Below are 18,119 nucleotides of genomic sequence, written 5' to 3'. Positions count from 1 at the left end.
AAAATAAAAATCTATAAAAAGTTATGAAAAAAACAATCTTAAAAGCAGCTCTTTTCTTTTCACTAGTTGGAGCATTCTCATCAGTTTCCGTTTCTTGTAGCAATTCTGATGACGACGATTCAACAGATACAATCTCTACAATCGACCCAAGCAACTTTAAAGGAAATATTGCTGCCGGAACTACCGTAACACTAGATCCGTCAAAAGTATACACAATCACCGGTAAAGTAATGGTGGAGAACGGTGCAAGCCTTATCATTCCTGCAGGAACAAGAATTACTGTAGCAGAAGGTGCCAATTACCTGATCGTAGACAGAGGAGGAAAAATCTTTGTTAACGGTACTGCTTCAAGCCCGGTAGTTTTCGAAGGTACTTCTCACAAACAAGGACACTGGGGAGGTATCGTAATCTTAGGAAACGCGCCTACCAACAGAACTTCATCAGGAACATCAACTTCTGAATTAGGGGATTTAACATACGGAGGAACAAACACTGGTGATAACTCAGGTATTATTAAATATCTTGTTATCAAAGACAGTGGATTCAAATATAATCCTGAAAAAGAATTCAACGGACTTTCTCTTTTCGGAGTGGGTAGCGGAACTACAATTTCTTATGTATATGTAACTGTAGGTGCTGATGATGGTGTTGAGTGTTTCGGAGGAAACGTTAATCTTGATCACGTGGTGGTAACTGGTGTTGGTGACGATTCTTTCGACTGGACAGAAGGATACAGAGGTACTGTAAATTATATCTATGCGGCAAGAATGAAAGCTTATCAAACTGCTGCAGAACCAGGAAACAGAGGTATTGAAGCAGATACTCAGGATACCAACCCAAATACTACTTTCGGAAACGGAGCTTCTAATCCAGTAATTAACAATGCAACTTTCTTAGGAAACACTGCAGGTTCTGAATCTCAGGGAATGAAAGTAAGAGCCGGATCAAATGGACAGTTTGACAATATCGTTTTAGCAAACTTTTCAACAGGGCTTGATTTTGAAACAGACAGAACCTTAACGTGGTTCCAGGGTGGTTCTTATCTTAAAAACTTAAGATTTGTAAACGTTGCTACAAAATCTAAAGCTAAAAACACTGCCGGTACAGCCGTAGATATCAGCTCAGTGTATACTGAAAATACTTCTGCTACAGGTGCAGGAAGCGGAACAGCTTTACCAGATTGGGCTAAAGGATGGACTGGTCTTTCAAGCTTCGACGTTACAGACGCTATGAATTAGTAATTAGTTTCTTCATATCAAATTAAAAAACGGCATCGGAATTTTTTTCCGGTGCCGTTTTGCATTTCATCAAATAATAATACACTCACCCCATCTTTAATTATGGAAAATACATGAAAAAATGGTAATTTGGTCTTTTGAAACAAAAACAGCATTTAAAAATTCTATTAAGCATAATAATGTGAATATTATGAGAAAAAAATATCTGAAGCTCTTCATTGCAGCTGTCATTATAAGCACTCCTTTTGTCTTACATTCATGTTCGGAAGATGAAGATACAGCTACTATTGCAGTTGTAGGAATTGCACAGGATCCTGCTAATTTCAAAGGAGAAGTTACTAATGGACAGGTGGTAACGCTTGACGCGACAAAAGTATATGTGCTCAACGGTGCAGTGCGGGTGAAATCCGGCGGGAAGCTTGTTATTCCGGCTGGAACAAGAATTGTAGCAACAGCCGGTGCAGAATCTTACCTTTTGGTAGAACAGGGCGGCCAGATCTATGCCAACGGAACACCGGCCTCGCCCGTAACGTTTAATTCATCTGCTGCCACTGCGGGAAGCTGGGGCGGAGTTATGATATGCGGTAAAGCACCCATCAATACCGGCACAACAGCTACTTCCGAAGTCGGAAATGCAGCCTACGGAGGAACTTCAGCTTCTGATAATTCAGGTTCATTAACCTATGTAAGAATTGAAAATGCAGGGATTAATTTTGCGACTGATAAAAATTTCAACGGTCTGTCATTCTATGGAGTGGGAAGTGATACCAAAGTAGAAAATATCGCTGTGGTAAACGGTGCAGAAGACGGCATCCAGATGTATGGCGGAACGGTAAATATTTCCAATATTGTTTCCATAAGCAATGCAGATGATGCTTTTGTATGGACAGACGGATGGATTGGGACAGCCACTAATATGTTTACGAAAAGAAGAACCAGCGGTACCGGAAATACCGGGATTAAAGGAATCAACAATGCAAATGCCGATGCTTCACCGAGATCCAACCCAACCCTTAAAAATGTTACCCTTCTTGGCGGAACTTCCGGAGAATCACAGGCTATAAGACTGTATTCGGGAACGTATGCTAATTTTGAAAATGTAGTCCTTTCTAACTGGACAGACGGTTTCAGTCTTGAAAGTAATTCTACAGTAACCTATATCAACGGTCAAAGCAAAATAAAAGATGTATTTTTTGATACCAATGTTACCAATAAGATGACAGCCAAGGCAACCGACGGTTCAGCCGTAACCATTCTGCCATCTACCTACACCGAAAAATCAGATGCTACGGGCGCTGGAAACAAGCTGGGAAATCCAACTTGGGCAACCGGATGGTCTACTTTACAGTAAATTAAATTAAATTAAATGATAACAAGCAGCGGCACCGGATTTTCCGGTGCCGCTGCTTTGAATACCCTTTCAAAACCTCTTCAGAATACGTGAAACAACCGGCTCAAGAGATAAGAAACTCCAGAAGGAACGTTTCCAACGTCAAAATATAGGTAGATTAACCTCTCGGAATCCGTTAAGAACGTCGGCTTAGACGCCTTAAACCCCAACAGACCTTTAAAACAACGATCCGAACCTATGATTTACCACTCTGGAGACGTAAAACACCACTTCGCTGCGGTGATGAACCCAGACGGTGACGTTTCGGACGGTAAAATACACGTTGAATGACATATAGAAACCCATAGCACACCTCATCAGTGAGGTTTTGCACCCCGTTGCATCCGTAATACACCTATCCGAACCTATGATTTACCCCTCTCGAGACGTAAAATACCACTTCGCTGCGGTGATGAACCCAGACGGTGACGTTCCGCACGGCAAAATATACGTTGAATGACGTATAGAAACCCATAGCACACCTCATCAGTGAGGTTCTGCACCCGTTGCATCCGTAATACACCTATCCGGATCTATCATTTATCCATCCGGATACGTAAGATACCTCTTCGCAGTGGTGATTATCCCCAACCGTGACGTTCCGGACGTCAAAATATACGTTCAGTAACCTATCGGAATCCATACAATACTTTAACAGAGAGGTATTAAAAAAGAAATATGATTAGAAGTATTGATATAGTAAGATCTTTGGCCAATATAACTAAGATATGCTAAAATAAAAAAGATGAAGTATTTACTTCACCTTTTTACATTTTATAATTTAAGAATACTCAAATTTTCTTACGGATTCCAGCGTCATATCAATTTCTTTATCTTTAATGGCGTCACTGATGAAATAGGTTTCGTAACCGCTTGGCGGAAGATAAATTCCGTTGGTGAGCATCTGATGGAAGAAATTATTAAACAATGCATGATTGGCTTCCTGAGCTTCATCAAAATTAGACACCCGGTTGGTGTGGAAAAATACAGACATCATCGATCCTTTACGGTTAATTTTATGAGCAATTCCTTTTTCATTTAAAATTTTTCCGATTTCAAAATCTAAGTTTTCGGTTGTTTTTGCCAATCTGCTGAAAAACTCAGGATCATTTTTAATTAACTGAAGGGTTTTCAATCCGGCTCGCATGGCTAAAGGATTTCCGCTCAATGTTCCTGCCTGATAAACTCCTCCTTTCGGGGCCAGGTGATCCATGATTTCGTTTCTTCCTGCAAACGCTCCTACCGGAAGGCCACCTCCGATTACTTTTCCGTATGTTACTAAATCTGCTTTTACATTAAAAAGTTCCTGAGCGCCCCCGAAAGCAAGCCTGAAACCTGTCATTACCTCATCAAAAATTAATAAAGCTCCGTTTTCATCACAGATGGTTCTCAGCTTCTGAAGAAATTCATTTTCAGGAAGCACACAGCCCATATTTCCGGCTACAGGCTCAATAATTACCGCTGCAATTTCACCCGGATTATGTCTGAAAAGATCTTCTACCTGCTCAAAATCATTATATCTTGCCAGCAAAGTATCTTTTGCAGTACCCGCCGTTACACCCGGAGAATTTGGGTTTCCGAAGGTGGCAGCACCACTGCCCGCTTTTATTAAAAATGAATCTGAATGTCCGTGATAACAGCCTTCAAATTTTACAATTTTATCTCTACCCGTAAAACCTCGGGCGAGTCTTACGGCGCTCATGCATGCTTCCGTCCCCGAAGAAACCATTCTGATCTGGTCGATATTCGGAACATTTTCCACGATGAATTTTGCAATTTCGGTCTCCAGTTCTGTGGGTGCCCCGAAAGAGAATCCTTTCTCTGCTTGTATTTTTAATTCCTCTAAAACTTCCGGATGCGTATGGCCTAAAATAGCCGGTCCCCAGGAATTGATATAATCAATATAGGTATTGTCGTCGGCATCGGTAAGATAGGCCCCTTTAGCAGATTTCATAAAAATAGGCACTCCTCCTACAGATTTGAATGCACGAACCGGAGAGTTTACCCCTCCCGGAATGTATTGGTACGCTTCATCAAATAAAGCTGAACTTCTTTGGTATTTCATATATAGTTGTTGGCTGCCAGTTGATAGTTGCCAGTTTAACAATCAACCAACAACTATCAACCGTCAACGATTAGTTTCTGGGTTTTTTATCAATTAAATAAATCAATTGTCCGGCGGAAGGCTTCTGCCCTTCATCCATTCTGTTTTTAGCGTACAATTTATTTAATTTAATACCGAATTTTTGGGCAATGTCATGCATATCTTCCCCGGCTTCGGCATTATAAGTTGCGGTATTACCGTCAGAGTTTTTAGATTCGAGGAAGACGATGTCGTTTTTGTGTAAAACCTCGCCTTCCAGCTCATTCCATTTAATAAGTTTGCTCTCGCTTATTTTAAATTTTTTAGCAATATATTCTACACTGGTATCTTCAGGAATGACAATATATTTCAACCCGTCGTTTGGATGGCTTTTAATAAGAATAGAATTAAGCACCTCCGCTTTGGTTTTGATTCTTTCCACTCTTTTCTGCTGCTGCGCGTAAGAAGTTTGCTTGTAGGGTACTTCAACCGTTACGGGATCTTTTACTTTTTTGGTATATTTTTCCGTCTCCAGCTGTGCCATGAAAGTTCTGTCGTCCTTAAGATTCGGATACATTTTCAATACTGCGTACAGTACTTCTTTAGAACTGGTATTATCGAATTCGTATAATCTGTATCTTTCAATTTTACCGATCAGTATGGAAGCATAGCGCGGATTGGTGGCATATCCTGCTTTTTTAAGCCCGGTCGCCCACGCTTTATAATCTTTCATATCGAGGTTAAAAAGATTGGCGTAGTATTTTCTTGTTGATAAAAATATAGAATGGTCTTCGTAAGACTGGCGGGGATCGTCGTACACCCGGAAACATTCATTGGGAGCATCATCGGTATGCTTCATGGTTTTTCCGGTCCAGTCTTCTTTACATTTGATTCCGAAGTGGTTTTTGCCTTCCAGCGCCAGCCGGCTTTGTCCGCCACCCGTTTCCAGGAGTCCCTGAGCGAGAGTAATAGAAGCAGGAATTTTATATTTTTCCATTTCTTCTACAGCGTATTTGGCAAATTTCTGGATGTATTGATCTTCAGTTGCCCAGGTCTGAGCCGAGAATTTTGATAAAACTAAAAGGCTTACAAGTAAGAAAAGTCTTTTCATCTTATAATTTTTATTGTTTTAAAATGAAAGATGGAACACTTAATGTTTCATGTTTTCAATTTACTTATATAATTAAATTTCTATTCTGTTTTTCCAGCAATACATTTGCGCCTTCAATCCCCTGTAATCCACCGGTGTGGAAGCACAAAACTTTACTGTTCTCAGGAAAATACCCTTCTTCGATCAACTCGAAAATCTTCTGCATCATTTTTCCTGTATAGATCGGTTCCAGCGGAATTCCGTAGTTCAGTTTAAAATCATTGATAAAACGGATATTCTCATCATTTATTTTACCATATCCTCCAAAGGAAGAATCTATTAGATCAAAATTTCTCCTTCTGGTTAATTTTGATATGCTATCTTCTAATGAATTATCCCTCACAGCCTTAAAACCGATAACCTTCTGATTTTCTTCACAAAATTTTGAGATTCCTGAAATAGTTCCTCCGGTTCCTACTGCGGTGCAAAGATAATCAAAATCTTTTGTATCGTCATTGAGCATCATTTTTATCCCTTCTACTGCTTCTTCATTGGTTCCGCCTTCGGGCACAACAAGGGCATGAGGAAATTCAGTCTTTAAGAATTCGGTAAGTTTTTCCTTGTGACGGTATTCTTCGCGGCTGACAAACTGGAGATTCATCCCGTTCTTTTTAGCAAAAAGTAAAGTGGGATTCTGAAGCCATTTGTCTTTAAGCTCTTCTCCCCTGATCATACCCAGAGTTGGAATGCCGGCCAGACTTCCTACCGCGGAAACTGCCGCAATATGATTGGAAAAAGCTCCTCCAAAAGTAATTACATACGGTTTTTCAGGTTTTTCGGCTAAATACTTATTAATATTAAAAAACAGTTTCCAATATTTATTTCCTGAAATCTGCGGATGGATGAGGTCTTCTCTTTTGATGAAAAGCCTTATTTTTTTATCAATGGGAATTTCCTGAATCGGGATCTTTTCTGCGGGAAGCTGTAATACCATTTTTAGCCTGAAATATGATTGTACAAAAGTACTGCTTTTAAATTTTTTAGTTAGATTCCTTCACCGAAATTTATGATATATGTAACCACCCCGTTAAAATTCTTTAAATTTTGCCTCTTCTCCGAATGTTACAGTAATTTAAAGATATTTTTTAAAGCTCCAGAATTTTCTTTTTTTGAGATAATTAAGATCATGCTCGTTGGCGTAAGCTTCTCTTTCAAAAGAAATTCTTCTATAGGCCTGATAAGGATTTTTTATTTTCAATAACCAATAATAGTATTCGATTACATAAAAAATATAAAAGAAAATCACTAACATTTCCATTTGCTGTCTTAAATGGATTTTTTCATGATTAATCAATATTTTATTTTTCTTATCTTCGGAGTTCCTTATGAAGATAAAGGGAAAAAGCGTAATGCCGCTGATTTTTAATATTTTTAAAGGTTTCTGGCATACAATTATCATGATAACAAATATAAAGTTTTTTGACTTAGCGATTTAACCTATGGCACTTTTTGACATCAAAGAAGGTGAAGATTTTTACTACAACGAACAGGGGTATAAGGTTTTTACAGAAAAATTTCATCTGAAAAGAGGGCATTGCTGTAAAAGTGGCTGTAGACATTGTCCTTACGGATACGATAAAAAGACGGACACATTTATTAAAAACGATAAAAAAAATAAATAAAATGAAATCACTGATTCGCGATTACAATAGACTAAATATTAAAAATATGAGCAAAAAATATATTTTTATTTTGTTAGCCGCGGCTACGATGGGTTTAACATCCTGCAGTCCTTTTAATGTACGTTCTGATTATGCAGATACTGCAAACTTTACTACCTACAAAACGTATAAACTCAGAATTGATGATCTGAAATTGAATGACATCGACAAAGACAGAGTATTGAACGAACTATCGAAACAGCTTCAGATGAAAGGTCTTCAGTCGGGAGAAAATCCTGATGTGATCATCAATGTGAAAGCCAATCATAAGAAAATCACGGACATTACCACCAGTTCCCCTTACGGAGCCTGGGGATGGGGCGGACCCTTCGGATGGGGAATCGGTATGAACAGAACGTGGACCAGCAATTATAATGAAGGAGCCATTATTGTAGACATGGTAGATGCAAGAACCAACAAACTGGTTTGGCAGGGAATCGGAAGCGGAATTTCGGTAGACCGTCCGCAAGCAAAGCAAAAACAAATTCCTGAGATTATGGGGGAAATCATGAAGAATTATCCGCCGCAGAGAAAATAAGATTTAAATTAATCATTATATATGAAAGCCGATACAGAAATGTACCGGCTTTTTTTAATTATATTTTTTTTAAAATAAATCAACAAACAAATTATTTTATTAAAAATTCAATATAAAAATTCGTTTTTTAAGAAATTATTTTCAAATTTGCAATTAATAAATCAGGAATTATTGCACAAGTTGACTTTTGAAAAAATATATCAATCTAATAAAAACCTCGTCTACAATCTTGCATTACAGTATGTGCAGAACATTGAAGACGCGGAAGAAATTACGCAGGATGTTTTTCTAAGTGTTTATGACAAACTGGACACCTTTCAAAACAAATCAAAAGTTTCAACATGGATCTATAAAATCACTATTCATAAGTGTCTGGATTTTATTAAGGCTAAAAAAGCAAAGAAGCGTTTTGGCTTCATAACGTCATTGTGGGATGAAAAACCTGACCTTCCAAAAGGTGAACTGGTAAATTTTGATCATCCGGGAGTTCTGATGGAACATAAAGAGTCGTTACAGGAACTTTTCGGGATTATAAATACCCTTAATGAGAAGCAAAAGACCGTTATCATCCTTACCAAAATAGAAGAAAAGTCAGTTTCAGAAACCGCTGAAATTATGGATTTATCGCCGAAAGCAGTAGAATCTCTGCTTCAGAGAGCAAAAAATAATATCAGAACCAAAGGAAATTATTAAAATTGTCGTCTAACTGAATATGAAACACTCACAAAATAATCTCGATCTCCTTTCATCCATTCAGAAAACGGAAGTTTCTGATGCAGTGTATGAAAATATTTTAGCCGTGATTGAAAGCCGGAAAAAGAATGAGCCCTCCATTCGTCAGCTATGGACGTACGGAATTACTGCCGGCTGCGCTTTAGCGCTGAGTGTGGGCACGATACTTTATCAGTTTAAGACTGAAAGCAACATTAGTCAGCTGGCCGAAAACATGAATATTATTCCGAATAATTCTTTATATAACTAAAAATGAAGAATCTCAAATATCTACAGTTCATTATTATCCTGCTGGTAATTTCCAATATCCTGCTCGTTCTTTTTATTTTTCTGAGAAAGCCGCCCCGGCCAGAAGGTCCGAAAAATATTATTATTGAAAGACTGCATTTTGACCAGAGACAAATTGATGAGTATCAGCAGCTGATTGATGAGCACAGAAATAATATTCAGCGGAATGAAGAGGAAATGATGACCTTAAAATCAGCATTATATGAAACACTCCTGAATGAAAATGCAACAGAAAAAGACTCTCTTGTTAAACTTATCGGAAAAAAACAGGAAGAGGCGGAAATGATCAATTATAATCATTTTATGGATATTAAAAAGCTTTGTAAAGGTAATCAGCAAGAAGACTTTAAAGCGCTTGCACATGATCTTGGAAGATTATTTTCACATAAAAGGCCCAGGTAAAATGCTTAAGATATTTTCATATTTTTTTCTGCTTTTCTCAGTATCCTTTTTTCCTCAGAGTATGAAATCAGTAAATCTGGAAGTACTGCCTTTATACAAAGAAAAACCAGTGACTATTTCTGAGGATAAGCCATTTGTTGCGGATGAACAGCAAGGATTAGAAATTTCAAAACTTAAATTTTATCTCTCTCATTTTGAATTTTATCGTGATGATAAGCTGGTTTTTTCAGAAGAAAACAGTTATCACCTGATTGATGCTTCTGATGAAAGATCAATGAAAATAATGTTTTCAATTCCTGAAAATCTGAAATTCAACCATATAAAATTTTATCTGGGAATAGACCGAAAAACCAATAATGAAGGCATACACGGCGGCGATCTCGATCCCACGAAAGGAATGTACTGGGCGTGGCAGACGGGATACATCAATTTTAAACTCGAAGGCAAAAGCAGTCTTTCTCCGGACCGAAATCATGAATTCAGATTTCATCTGGGAGGGTATTTCGATCCTTTTTATGCTATTCAGGAAATCAGCCTTCCGGTTTCATCCGATAACATACTATTGAATATAGATCTGGATCAATTTATTTTAAAAGCAAATCTTGCCGAAAGAAACAGCATAATGATTCCAGGCAAAGAAGCTGTAGCGCTCTCCGGCATACTTTCCACCATTTTCAGAACGGAGCGATGAAAAAATACTATCCCCTATTGGTTCTTGTCTGTTGTATTTTTTATGGATTTAAAAATGTAATAGATCCATTATTCAAGGTTCCTGAAAACTGGCCGAAACCAGTGTATGATTTCAAAAAGAATCCTTTATCGGCAGAAAAAATATTTCTTGGGAGAACCTTGTTCTATGATCCTGTTTTATCCAGGGACGGCACTATTTCGTGTGAAAGCTGTCATCTCCAGTATACCTCATTTACACATATCGATCATACAACCAGCCACGGAATTGAAGGTAAAATCGGGAACCGGAATTCTCCTGTTCTCATAAATCTGGCGTGGAGCAGAAATTTAATGTGGGATGGTTCTATTCATCATATTGATGCACAGGCTATTTCTCCTATCGAAAATCCACTGGAAATGGATGAAAAGTTAAGTCATGTCGTAAGCAAACTTAACCATTCTCAAAAATACAGGAAGCTTTTTTATCAGGCGTATGGAGACAGTACAGCGACAGGTGAAAGAACTTTAAAGTCTATTTCACAGTTTCTGCTTACGCTTGTAAGTTCCGATTCTAAATACGATAAGGTAATGCGCAAAGCGGAAAAATTTAACGAATATGAACAGAAAGGCTATGAACTATTCAAAGTAACCTGTGCAGTATGCCATACAGAACCTCTTTTTACCAACGGATCATTTGAAAATAACGGCTTGGAACCTGATTCTTTTTTTAAAGATGGCGGAAGAATAAAGATTACCCGGAACAAAAATGATTCACTTAAATTTAAAGTTCCTACTCTTCGGAATATCGAACTTTCTTATCCTTACATGCATGACGGAAGGTTTAAAAACCTGCAGATGGTTTTATTTCATTACACGAATACCATCTACAAAAGCAAAACTTTATCAAAACACCTGCAAAAAAAAATCATCCTTAATGAACAGGACAAAAACAATCTCATTGCTTTTTTAAAAACACTGACCGACGAGAAATTCATCAGAAACCCCGAATTCTCCTACCCTCAATAAAAACTTTTTATATAAAAGCGAAGGATTTGAGAAACAGTTTCGTCTAAATAGATAAACAAGAACTTTTATGAAAAGAAATTTATTACTATTGGTCTTTTTACTCGCTCAAAACGTATTATTTTCGCAATCTGTCTTAACCAGCTGGATAATGAATGCCGGTGAATATGCAAGTTACTGGCAGAATACAAACGGCAGCCCTACCAGTCCAACCTTTGTTTTCTATACTTCAACAGCATTAGCCAATGTAACTAAAGTATGCTATAATTCTACTTATGTATGGACGAAGTCTGAAGGGATGACTACCAATATGGGACAGTTTCTTAACCCCGGAGCACCTTCCGCACAAGGGTATACTTATCGGTTTCCCCGTACACAGACCGTACCGACAACCAAAACAATTTCCCCAAAAGTGGGATCTATCGGGCTATTAACGAATGGAGTTCCTGTATATGGATTGTCTAATGCCCATTATTATAACGGAAGCGGAAACAACGGCAATAGTGTAGGTACCTGGAACGTAGAAGTATATTTGGCTGAAGGATTCGTATTGGATGCTACTTTGGGCGCTCATCCTCAACAGCAGGGAGCCTATCACAGTCATGCAAAACCTTACCGATTGTATTCCAGCACTTCATCTACCGTTCATTCTCCCATCGTAGGCTGGGCTTTTGACGGATATCCTATTTACGGACCTTATGGATACAGCAGTCCTCTCAATGCATCAAGCGGCATTGCCAGAATGAAATCCGGCTATAGCCTCAGAAATATAACCACACGAACGTCCTTACCTTACGGAGTATCTTTAACTTCTGCCAATTATGGTCCTGCTGTGAGTACAACATATCCTTTAGGGACGTATATTGAAGATTACGAATGGCTTGCTTCCAATGGAGGAGATCTTGATAAATATAACGGCAGATACTGTGTAACCCCGGAATTCCCCGGCGGAACCTATGCTTATTTTGTAACCATTGACGCCAGCGGAACGCCGCAGTTTCCTTACTATATTGGCGTTGAATACTATGGTGCCCCAGAAACAGATGACATAACAATGGGAACTACCATCACGATTCCTTCTACAGGAACTACCTGTTTCACTTCAACTCTTGGTACGCAGGAAGAAACAATAAAAGCAGATAATATCTATTCGTATCCGAATCCTTCCAACGGTGTTTTTAATCTAAAACTTCCTCAGGTTACAGGAAATTCCGAAATAGAAGTATACAGTATGACCGGACAGAAAATATTCAGTAAATCTATTTCGGGAAATGAAACGCAGATTGATATTTCCGACAAAGCCAGAAACGGTATATTCCTACTGAAGGTCATCAATGGCGGAAAGCAGCATACAGTGAAACTGATGTTGAAATAGTTATTTAAATCTACTATTGAAGAGTTTCAATAAATTCGCTAGTCTTTGATTATTTTATATGATATTTCTTCTCCGCTTTTGAAATATAATGAGACAAAATAAGCTCCTTTTTCAAGATCACCCAATGAAATGGTATTGGAAGGCTTATCAATACTTTTTAAGATTCGCCCGACCGCATCTGTTAATTTAAATGTTACGACATTTTTAATATCAGAAATATGCAGGTTATCATGAACAGGATTGGGATATAGCTGTATTGCTGAAAGGTTCCCTGTTTCATGAGTTGCCAGATTAGGTATCGGCTCCCAAGCTACATCGTCCCAGTAATGTCTTGCAAAAGAAGTTCCGGGATTACGGATGGCCAGTCTTATTCCAGCAGGAATCGTTGTTGGTATGGTAAAAATTCTCTCCGAGGTATTATCATAAGATGTATTTGTAATCGTAATCGGTTGCAGCAATACAAAAGTATCAGGGATTGCATCTTTTATATATCCCAGTTCAAGGTAACCTGCACCGTTTGACTTCATTTTTACACGAAGACGGTGCGTACCATCCGAAAGATTACTCATTCTTGGCAAAATAACAATGGATATTTTTCCTGTACCATAGCCGGTCTGATAAATCTGGCTTGTTCCCGAAGCCGGCTGTGTACTTGAAATAATCTGACTTGCTCCGCCCAAAATCACACTGTCCCAGCATGCAGGCACTACTCCCATGTTGCAACAGGAATAGGCATCAAAATTTTCAGACAAGCTGCTTACCGGATTACACTGGGCATTTATAGAGAAAATGCCACCTAAAATGCCTAATATAGGCATACATCTTAAATATAAATTTTTAATCATTCTAAATAAAAATAATAATTGCGAATGTAGTTCTTTTCCATTTATCTTTAATTTATATTTTCATGATTTATATCAATTAATATTTTTTAAATTATATTTAATAAACCATTATCAACATGAATAGTTCACCGTTTTATTACTATTGATTTAAAATTAATAATACCGTAATTTCTTATTCGTAAATTTATTTTAATCTTATCACCTAAAATATTACAATGAAAAAACCACTAATCATCTTTGCATTTTTGTCTCTTTTGGCAAATGCCCAGGCACCTTCCGGCTATTACAATTCGGCCAACGGATTATCCGGAGCTTCACTAAAAACAGCTTTAAGTTCAATCATTACCAACGGACATCAGGACAAAGGGTATAACGGACTGTGGACCGGCTATAAAACAACGGACATTGACAAAAATTATGAAAATGACGGTTCAATTCTGGATATTTATTCCGAAAAACCGACCGGTACCGATCCTTACAAATACATTCCGGGCACAAACCAATGCGGAACGTATTCTGTAGAAGGTAACTGCTACAATAGAGAACATATTGTTCCTCAAAGCTTATTTAATGAATCATCGCCCATGGTTTCCGATATTCATTTTATAAGGGCAACAGACGGAAAGGTAAACGGTATGCGCTCTAATTATCCATTTGGAAAAGTAGGCACGGCAACCTTTACTTCTAAAAACGGTTCTAAACTTGGAAATTCCATTTCTTCCGGATATTCAGGAACTGTTTTTGAACCGATTGATGAATTCAAGGGTGATGTAGCAAGAATGATATTCTATTTTGTAACGCGCTATCAGAGCAAACTTTCCACTTTCTCTTCAGGAAATATGCTGGGAAGCTCTACTTTTCCAGGATTACAAACCTGGGAGCTGAATGTATTGCTGGCATGGCATAACCAGGATCCGGTATCCCAGGCTGAAATCAACAGAAATAATGCTTCCTATACTTTTCAGGGAAACAGAAATCCGTTTATTGACAATCCTAATTATGTGAATTTAATTTGGGGATCAGGATCTTCCACAGGAGGTGGAGGAACAACAACTCCTCCTCCGACATCAGCAGGCTGCGCGAATGAAACTTTCGAAACTATTCCGACAGCAAGTTCCGCTTCTTATTTAACGAGAACATGGAGTAACGGCGGAATTTCGTGGACGGCAACTGACGCCAGAACCGACCAAACCATTTCTACAAAAGCTATTACAGTCAGAGACGGCGCTTTAACATCCGGAAGTTCAGCCAACGGAATCGGATCATTAACCGTGACCAAACAATTGAAGTTTACCGGATCAAATGGAACTTTAACAGTAAAAGTAAACGGAACAACAGTTGGAACAGTGCCTTACAGCAGCAATGTAACGACTACAACGATCAGCAATATTAATATTTCCGGAAACGTAGCCATAACTCTGGAAAACAATTCATCCAGCAACAGAGTGGCCATCGACAACCTGAGCTGGACCTGTTATTCCGGAACGTCAAGACAGATTCAGAATGTTTATTCGGAACCAGCTTCCCATCAAAACGAGCTGCAGATTTCTCAGAATCCTATTTTAAATAATGAAATTTTTGTAAAAGGTGAAACAAAGAACATTACAAAAGCTGAAATTTATAATCTTCAGGGGAAAATGATGCAGTCTTTTGATCAGCCATTCAGGAACAGCAGAAATTCTATCAGAATAAAAAATCTTCCTTCGGGAGTTTATATTTTGAAAATGGATGGTGCGGCATTGAAGTTTATCATAAAATAAATCTCACTTATATAATAAATCCTTCTTATGATTAAAGAAGGATTTATTTTGTATCAATTTAATAGAAAGACCGCTTCATCAGCGGTCTCCTATTTTTATCCTCTTCCTCCCATTCTGGAAAGTGAATTGATCTGCTCCATATATCCGTCCCAGCCAACTGTTGCTAACATGAAAACGAAATAAACAACCTGAAGACATCCTAAAACAAGACCTATAATACATAGTATACGTCCTGTATTCAGATTCCCGAAATCAGAATACTGTCCGGGATTCGCATCATAAAGCACTTTATCGTTTTTATATTTGCTGAGACCGATAAGTCCGCAAATGATTCCGACAAGTCCTGAACAGCAGCAGGTACCTACTACCGAAATAATTCCTAGAATAAGCACCGTTTGTGCATTTGGCAATTTTTGTTCCATAGTTATAATATTTAATATGTTGTTTAATGGCTAAAATGATGTTTATAAAAGTATGAAATTACCATAATTACAGCATTCAAAGATGCTAAAATTATCAGCAGATTTCCGTAATTTCTTTTTTTATCGACAAAGTTCAGAATCACTGTGGCAAAAAAAAGCAAAAGTGTGTATATCGCAGGAAACATATGAAAAGCTTCAGCAAATCTGCCTTCAAAAACCATTACAATCGCTCTCTGGGTACCGCATCCGAAACATTCGACACCAAAGAATTTCTTGATAGGGCAAGGCAGCATGAAATCTTCTGCTTTCATATTTTATTTTTTGTAGATCAAATATATAAAAATTAAGATTATATTTTCGCTCTCAGATACTGATGTGGGAAAAAGCATTCTTCATTCATTTCAAATGATCCCTGGACTGCAAGATAAGGGTTTCTCAACATTTCCCTGGCAATAAAAATAAGATCGGCATCTCCTTTCTGAAGAATCTCTTCAGCATGGGAAACTTTTTTAATCAGTCCTACTGCTCCTGTTTTTACATCAGCCTCATTTCTGACCTGAGAAGCTAACGGAACCTGATAGCCATCGAAAAGAGGAATCTTTACGCCGTGAATATTTCCCCCACTGGAAACATCAACCAGATCAACAGAGTGATTCTTTAAGACCTTTGCCAATTCAACACTGTCGGTAATCTCCCAACCGTTTTCTGCATATTCAGTGCCAGAAATTCTAACAAACAGGGCAACATTGTCATTCAGTTCTTCATTTACTGCATCTACAATTTCAACTAAAAAACGAATTCTGTTTTCAAAGCTTCCGCCGTATTCATCAGTTCTGATGTTTGAAAGCGGAGATAAAAACTGATGAATCAGATAGCCATGAGCCGCATGAATTTCAATAACGTCAAAACCTGCCTCTACTGCTCTTCTGGCGGCGTCTCTAAAGTTTTGTACCTGTTCCTTGATTTCTTCTGAGGTTAAAACATGCGGAATTCTCTCCGTCGGATGATACGGAATAGGACTTGGCGCGATGGTTTCCCATCCTTCTTCAATAGAAATTTGTTTGGTATTCCAGGTAGATCCTTTTCTGCCGGAATGTGAAAGCTGGATTCCTATTTTGCTTTCTGAATGTTTATGAACAAATTCTACAATTCTATGAAGTTGTTTGGCCTGCTCATCATTCCATATTCCCATACAGTGATTGGTGATTCTGCCGCGGGGTTCCACACCGGTTGCTTCTACGATAAGAAGCCCTGCTCCGCCCTGTGCCCTGCTTCCGTAATGAACAAAATGGAAATCGTTCGGAAGTCCATCTTCACTGGAATACATGCACATTGGCGACATCACCCAACGGTTTTTTAATTCAACATTTCTGAAGGTAACTGGAGTATATAACATGTTATTTTTATTTTTTAAAAATTGAGAATTGCAAAGAGCAGGCCTTTATTGCCCACCTCGTGAAAAAAAAGTAATTTTATTCCCCTTTTTTTAACCCACAATATATGAAAAAAGAAACTCAGATCAGTTACGAGTATTTTAAGAATAGCAGCGAGCTGAACGATATAGAAAAAGAATTATTTGAAAAAGCAAAACAGGCGCGCGAAAATGCATACGCTCCCTACTCCAACTTTCTGGTAGGATGTTCTGTGCTTCTTGAAAACGGCGAGATGTATTCCGGGAACAACCAGGAGAATGCGGCATTTCCTTCAGGCCTTTGTGCGGAAAGAACGACCATGTTCTGGGTAGCTGCTAATTTTCCGGCTGTAAAAATTAAAAAGATTTTCATTGTGGGAGGCCACAGGGAATTTCCTGAGAAAAACCCTCCTATTCCGCCCTGCGGAGCCTGCAGGCAAAGTTTGATTGAATTTGAGACCAAGCAAAATGAAAACATTGATCTTTATTTCTCAAGCATGAATGAGGAGGTGGTGAAGGTACATTCGATTAAGGATCTGTTGCCGTTTTATTTTGACGGGACGTTTTTGTAGATGTTCTGGGTGAATGATGAATTTTAAAAATTGACAAGTGAAGCAAATTGACCGTTCACAATTGACTTTGGATTGGCTTTTTAAAACACCCCGTCTTAATTTTCTCTGAAAATTAATCCACCCCTCCAAGTGAGGGGAATTTGCCGTAAACTATTACCATAAAAAGACTGGTATTTCTGTGGTGGCTGAGCATGCCGAAGCCACCTGATCTGCTACCTAGCCCTGATTGTAACGAAAATCCCGGAATGGAGCGGCGAAGCCGCGGAATGAGGAATTGCAGTGGAAAGCAGGTTCCCGGCTCCTGAAAAATAAAACAACCTTTACAAAATCGTCATCAAACTTTAATTATTTCTCTGTTTTTGCTTTTTTGATGAATAAGTTTATCTTTGCAAAAAATTTTGGTTTCCAATCATTTGGAATGAAAAGGGAATCGGGTGTAAATCCCGGACTGTCCCCGCAACTGTAGATCGCAAACAAAATTTCTACGACAAACCACTGTGCAAACGGGAAGGTGTAGAAAGCGAAAGTCAGGAGACCTGCCAGAATTGTAACTAAATACA

Annotated in this window: 20 protein-coding genes and 1 riboswitch; of the genes, 12 read left to right on the top strand and 8 right to left on the bottom strand. The window is 38.3% G+C overall.

Translation table 11 applies throughout. The features are described from left to right. Positions 1-23 precede the first annotated feature (23 nt). Both HHL20_RS02040 and HHL20_RS02035 read left to right on the top strand, forming a co-directional pair. Positions 24-1,238 (top strand): hypothetical protein, encoded by a 1,215-nt coding sequence (locus HHL20_RS02040; protein WP_169229527.1) that lies wholly within the window; start codon positions 24-26, stop codon positions 1,236-1,238. A 190-nt stretch (positions 1,239-1,428) separates the two neighbouring features. Beyond that, positions 1,429-2,589, top strand: coding sequence for a hypothetical protein (locus HHL20_RS02035; RefSeq protein WP_169229526.1), 1,161 nt, complete (start codon positions 1,429-1,431; stop codon positions 2,587-2,589). Positions 2,590-3,409: 820 nt separating this feature from the next. Here HHL20_RS02035 and hemL read toward each other — a convergent pair. From hemL to HHL20_RS02015, 4 genes are all read right to left on the bottom strand, one after another. After that, complete coding sequence (gene hemL / locus HHL20_RS02030) at positions 3,410-4,693, bottom strand: glutamate-1-semialdehyde 2,1-aminomutase (protein ID WP_169229525.1); 1,284 nt, start codon at positions 4,691-4,693, stop codon at positions 3,410-3,412. Between the two features lie 70 nt (positions 4,694-4,763). Beyond that, positions 4,764-5,822, bottom strand: a complete 1,059-nt coding sequence (locus tag HHL20_RS02025; protein WP_169229524.1) for a glucosaminidase domain-containing protein — start codon at positions 5,820-5,822, stop codon at positions 4,764-4,766. A 64-nt stretch (positions 5,823-5,886) separates the two neighbouring features. Then, on the bottom strand, positions 5,887-6,795 hold the full coding sequence (locus HHL20_RS02020; protein WP_169229523.1) for a 1-aminocyclopropane-1-carboxylate deaminase/D-cysteine desulfhydrase: 909 nt from the start codon (positions 6,793-6,795) through the stop codon (positions 5,887-5,889). 138 nt (positions 6,796-6,933) lie between these two features. Beyond that, positions 6,934-7,260, bottom strand: coding sequence for a hypothetical protein (locus tag HHL20_RS02015; RefSeq protein ID WP_169229522.1), 327 nt, complete (start codon positions 7,258-7,260; stop codon positions 6,934-6,936). A 40-nt stretch (positions 7,261-7,300) separates the two neighbouring features. Here HHL20_RS02015 and HHL20_RS02010 point away from each other — a divergent pair, with 40 nt between their 5' ends. The 8 genes from HHL20_RS02010 to HHL20_RS01975 all read left to right on the top strand — a co-directional run bounded on the left by HHL20_RS02010 (position 7,301) and on the right by HHL20_RS01975 (position 12,549). After that, positions 7,301-7,483, top strand: a complete 183-nt coding sequence (locus HHL20_RS02010; protein WP_029294953.1) for a DUF5522 domain-containing protein — start codon at positions 7,301-7,303, stop codon at positions 7,481-7,483. 1 nt (position 7,484) lies between these two features. Continuing rightward, entirely contained in the window at positions 7,485-8,060 is a 576-nt protein-coding gene (locus HHL20_RS02005; RefSeq protein WP_394352911.1) for a DUF4136 domain-containing protein, read from the top strand. A 171-nt stretch (positions 8,061-8,231) separates the two neighbouring features. Next, on the top strand, positions 8,232-8,753 hold the full coding sequence (locus tag HHL20_RS02000) for an RNA polymerase sigma factor (protein ID WP_169229521.1): 522 nt from the start codon (positions 8,232-8,234) through the stop codon (positions 8,751-8,753). Between the two features lie 19 nt (positions 8,754-8,772). Beyond that, positions 8,773-9,042 (top strand): hypothetical protein, encoded by a 270-nt coding sequence (locus HHL20_RS01995; protein ID WP_169229520.1) that lies wholly within the window; start codon positions 8,773-8,775, stop codon positions 9,040-9,042. 2 nt (positions 9,043-9,044) lie between these two features. Next, positions 9,045-9,482, top strand: a complete 438-nt coding sequence (locus tag HHL20_RS01990; protein ID WP_169229519.1) for a hypothetical protein — start codon at positions 9,045-9,047, stop codon at positions 9,480-9,482. A 61-nt stretch (positions 9,483-9,543) separates the two neighbouring features. After that, positions 9,544-10,173, top strand: coding sequence for an MbnP family protein (locus HHL20_RS01985; protein WP_169229518.1), 630 nt, complete (start codon positions 9,544-9,546; stop codon positions 10,171-10,173). Further along, positions 10,170-11,177, top strand: coding sequence for a cytochrome-c peroxidase (locus HHL20_RS01980; protein ID WP_169229517.1), 1,008 nt, complete (start codon positions 10,170-10,172; stop codon positions 11,175-11,177). Before HHL20_RS01985 ends, HHL20_RS01980 begins: the two co-directional genes overlap by 4 nt. Before the next feature lie 67 nt (positions 11,178-11,244). Then, positions 11,245-12,549, top strand: coding sequence for a YHYH protein (locus HHL20_RS01975; protein ID WP_169229516.1), 1,305 nt, complete (start codon positions 11,245-11,247; stop codon positions 12,547-12,549). Between the two features lie 38 nt (positions 12,550-12,587). On the opposite strand, the gene HHL20_RS01970 is transcribed toward HHL20_RS01975, so the two are convergent. Beyond that, positions 12,588-13,367, bottom strand: a complete 780-nt coding sequence (locus HHL20_RS01970) for a T9SS type A sorting domain-containing protein (RefSeq protein ID WP_169229515.1) — start codon at positions 13,365-13,367, stop codon at positions 12,588-12,590. A gap of 242 nt (positions 13,368-13,609) precedes the next feature. Here HHL20_RS01970 and HHL20_RS01965 point away from each other — a divergent pair, with 242 nt between their 5' ends. Next, positions 13,610-15,154, top strand: coding sequence for an endonuclease (locus tag HHL20_RS01965; protein WP_169229514.1), 1,545 nt, complete (start codon positions 13,610-13,612; stop codon positions 15,152-15,154). Between the two features lie 95 nt (positions 15,155-15,249). Here HHL20_RS01965 and HHL20_RS01960 read toward each other — a convergent pair whose 3' ends face one another. From HHL20_RS01960 to namA, 3 genes are read right to left on the bottom strand one after another with little or no spacing between them, the layout of a single operon-like run. Then, the gene (locus HHL20_RS01960) at positions 15,250-15,576 is read right to left on the bottom strand and encodes a CCC motif membrane protein (protein ID WP_169229513.1); all 327 of its coding nucleotides are present in this window, start codon (positions 15,574-15,576) and stop codon (positions 15,250-15,252) included. Positions 15,577-15,599: 23 nt separating this feature from the next. Then, the gene (locus HHL20_RS01955) at positions 15,600-15,887 is read right to left on the bottom strand and encodes a DUF2752 domain-containing protein (protein WP_169229512.1); all 288 of its coding nucleotides are present in this window, start codon (positions 15,885-15,887) and stop codon (positions 15,600-15,602) included. A 38-nt stretch (positions 15,888-15,925) separates the two neighbouring features. Then, the gene (gene namA, locus HHL20_RS01950) at positions 15,926-16,972 is read right to left on the bottom strand and encodes an NADPH dehydrogenase NamA (RefSeq protein WP_169229511.1); all 1,047 of its coding nucleotides are present in this window, start codon (positions 16,970-16,972) and stop codon (positions 15,926-15,928) included. A gap of 104 nt (positions 16,973-17,076) precedes the next feature. Between namA and HHL20_RS01945 the strand changes: the two genes are divergently transcribed. Further along, on the top strand, positions 17,077-17,559 hold the full coding sequence (locus tag HHL20_RS01945) for a cytidine deaminase (protein ID WP_169229510.1): 483 nt from the start codon (positions 17,077-17,079) through the stop codon (positions 17,557-17,559). 382 nt (positions 17,560-17,941) lie between these two features. Beyond that, positions 17,942-18,117: riboswitch (cobalamin riboswitch) on the top strand. Positions 18,118-18,119: the final 2 nt, after the last annotated feature.

Source organism: Chryseobacterium cheonjiense (genome assembly GCF_012927265.1).
Taxonomy (GTDB): Bacteria; Bacteroidota; Bacteroidia; order Flavobacteriales; family Weeksellaceae; genus Chryseobacterium; species Chryseobacterium cheonjiense.
This window is presented reverse-complemented; position numbering and strand designations above follow the sequence as displayed.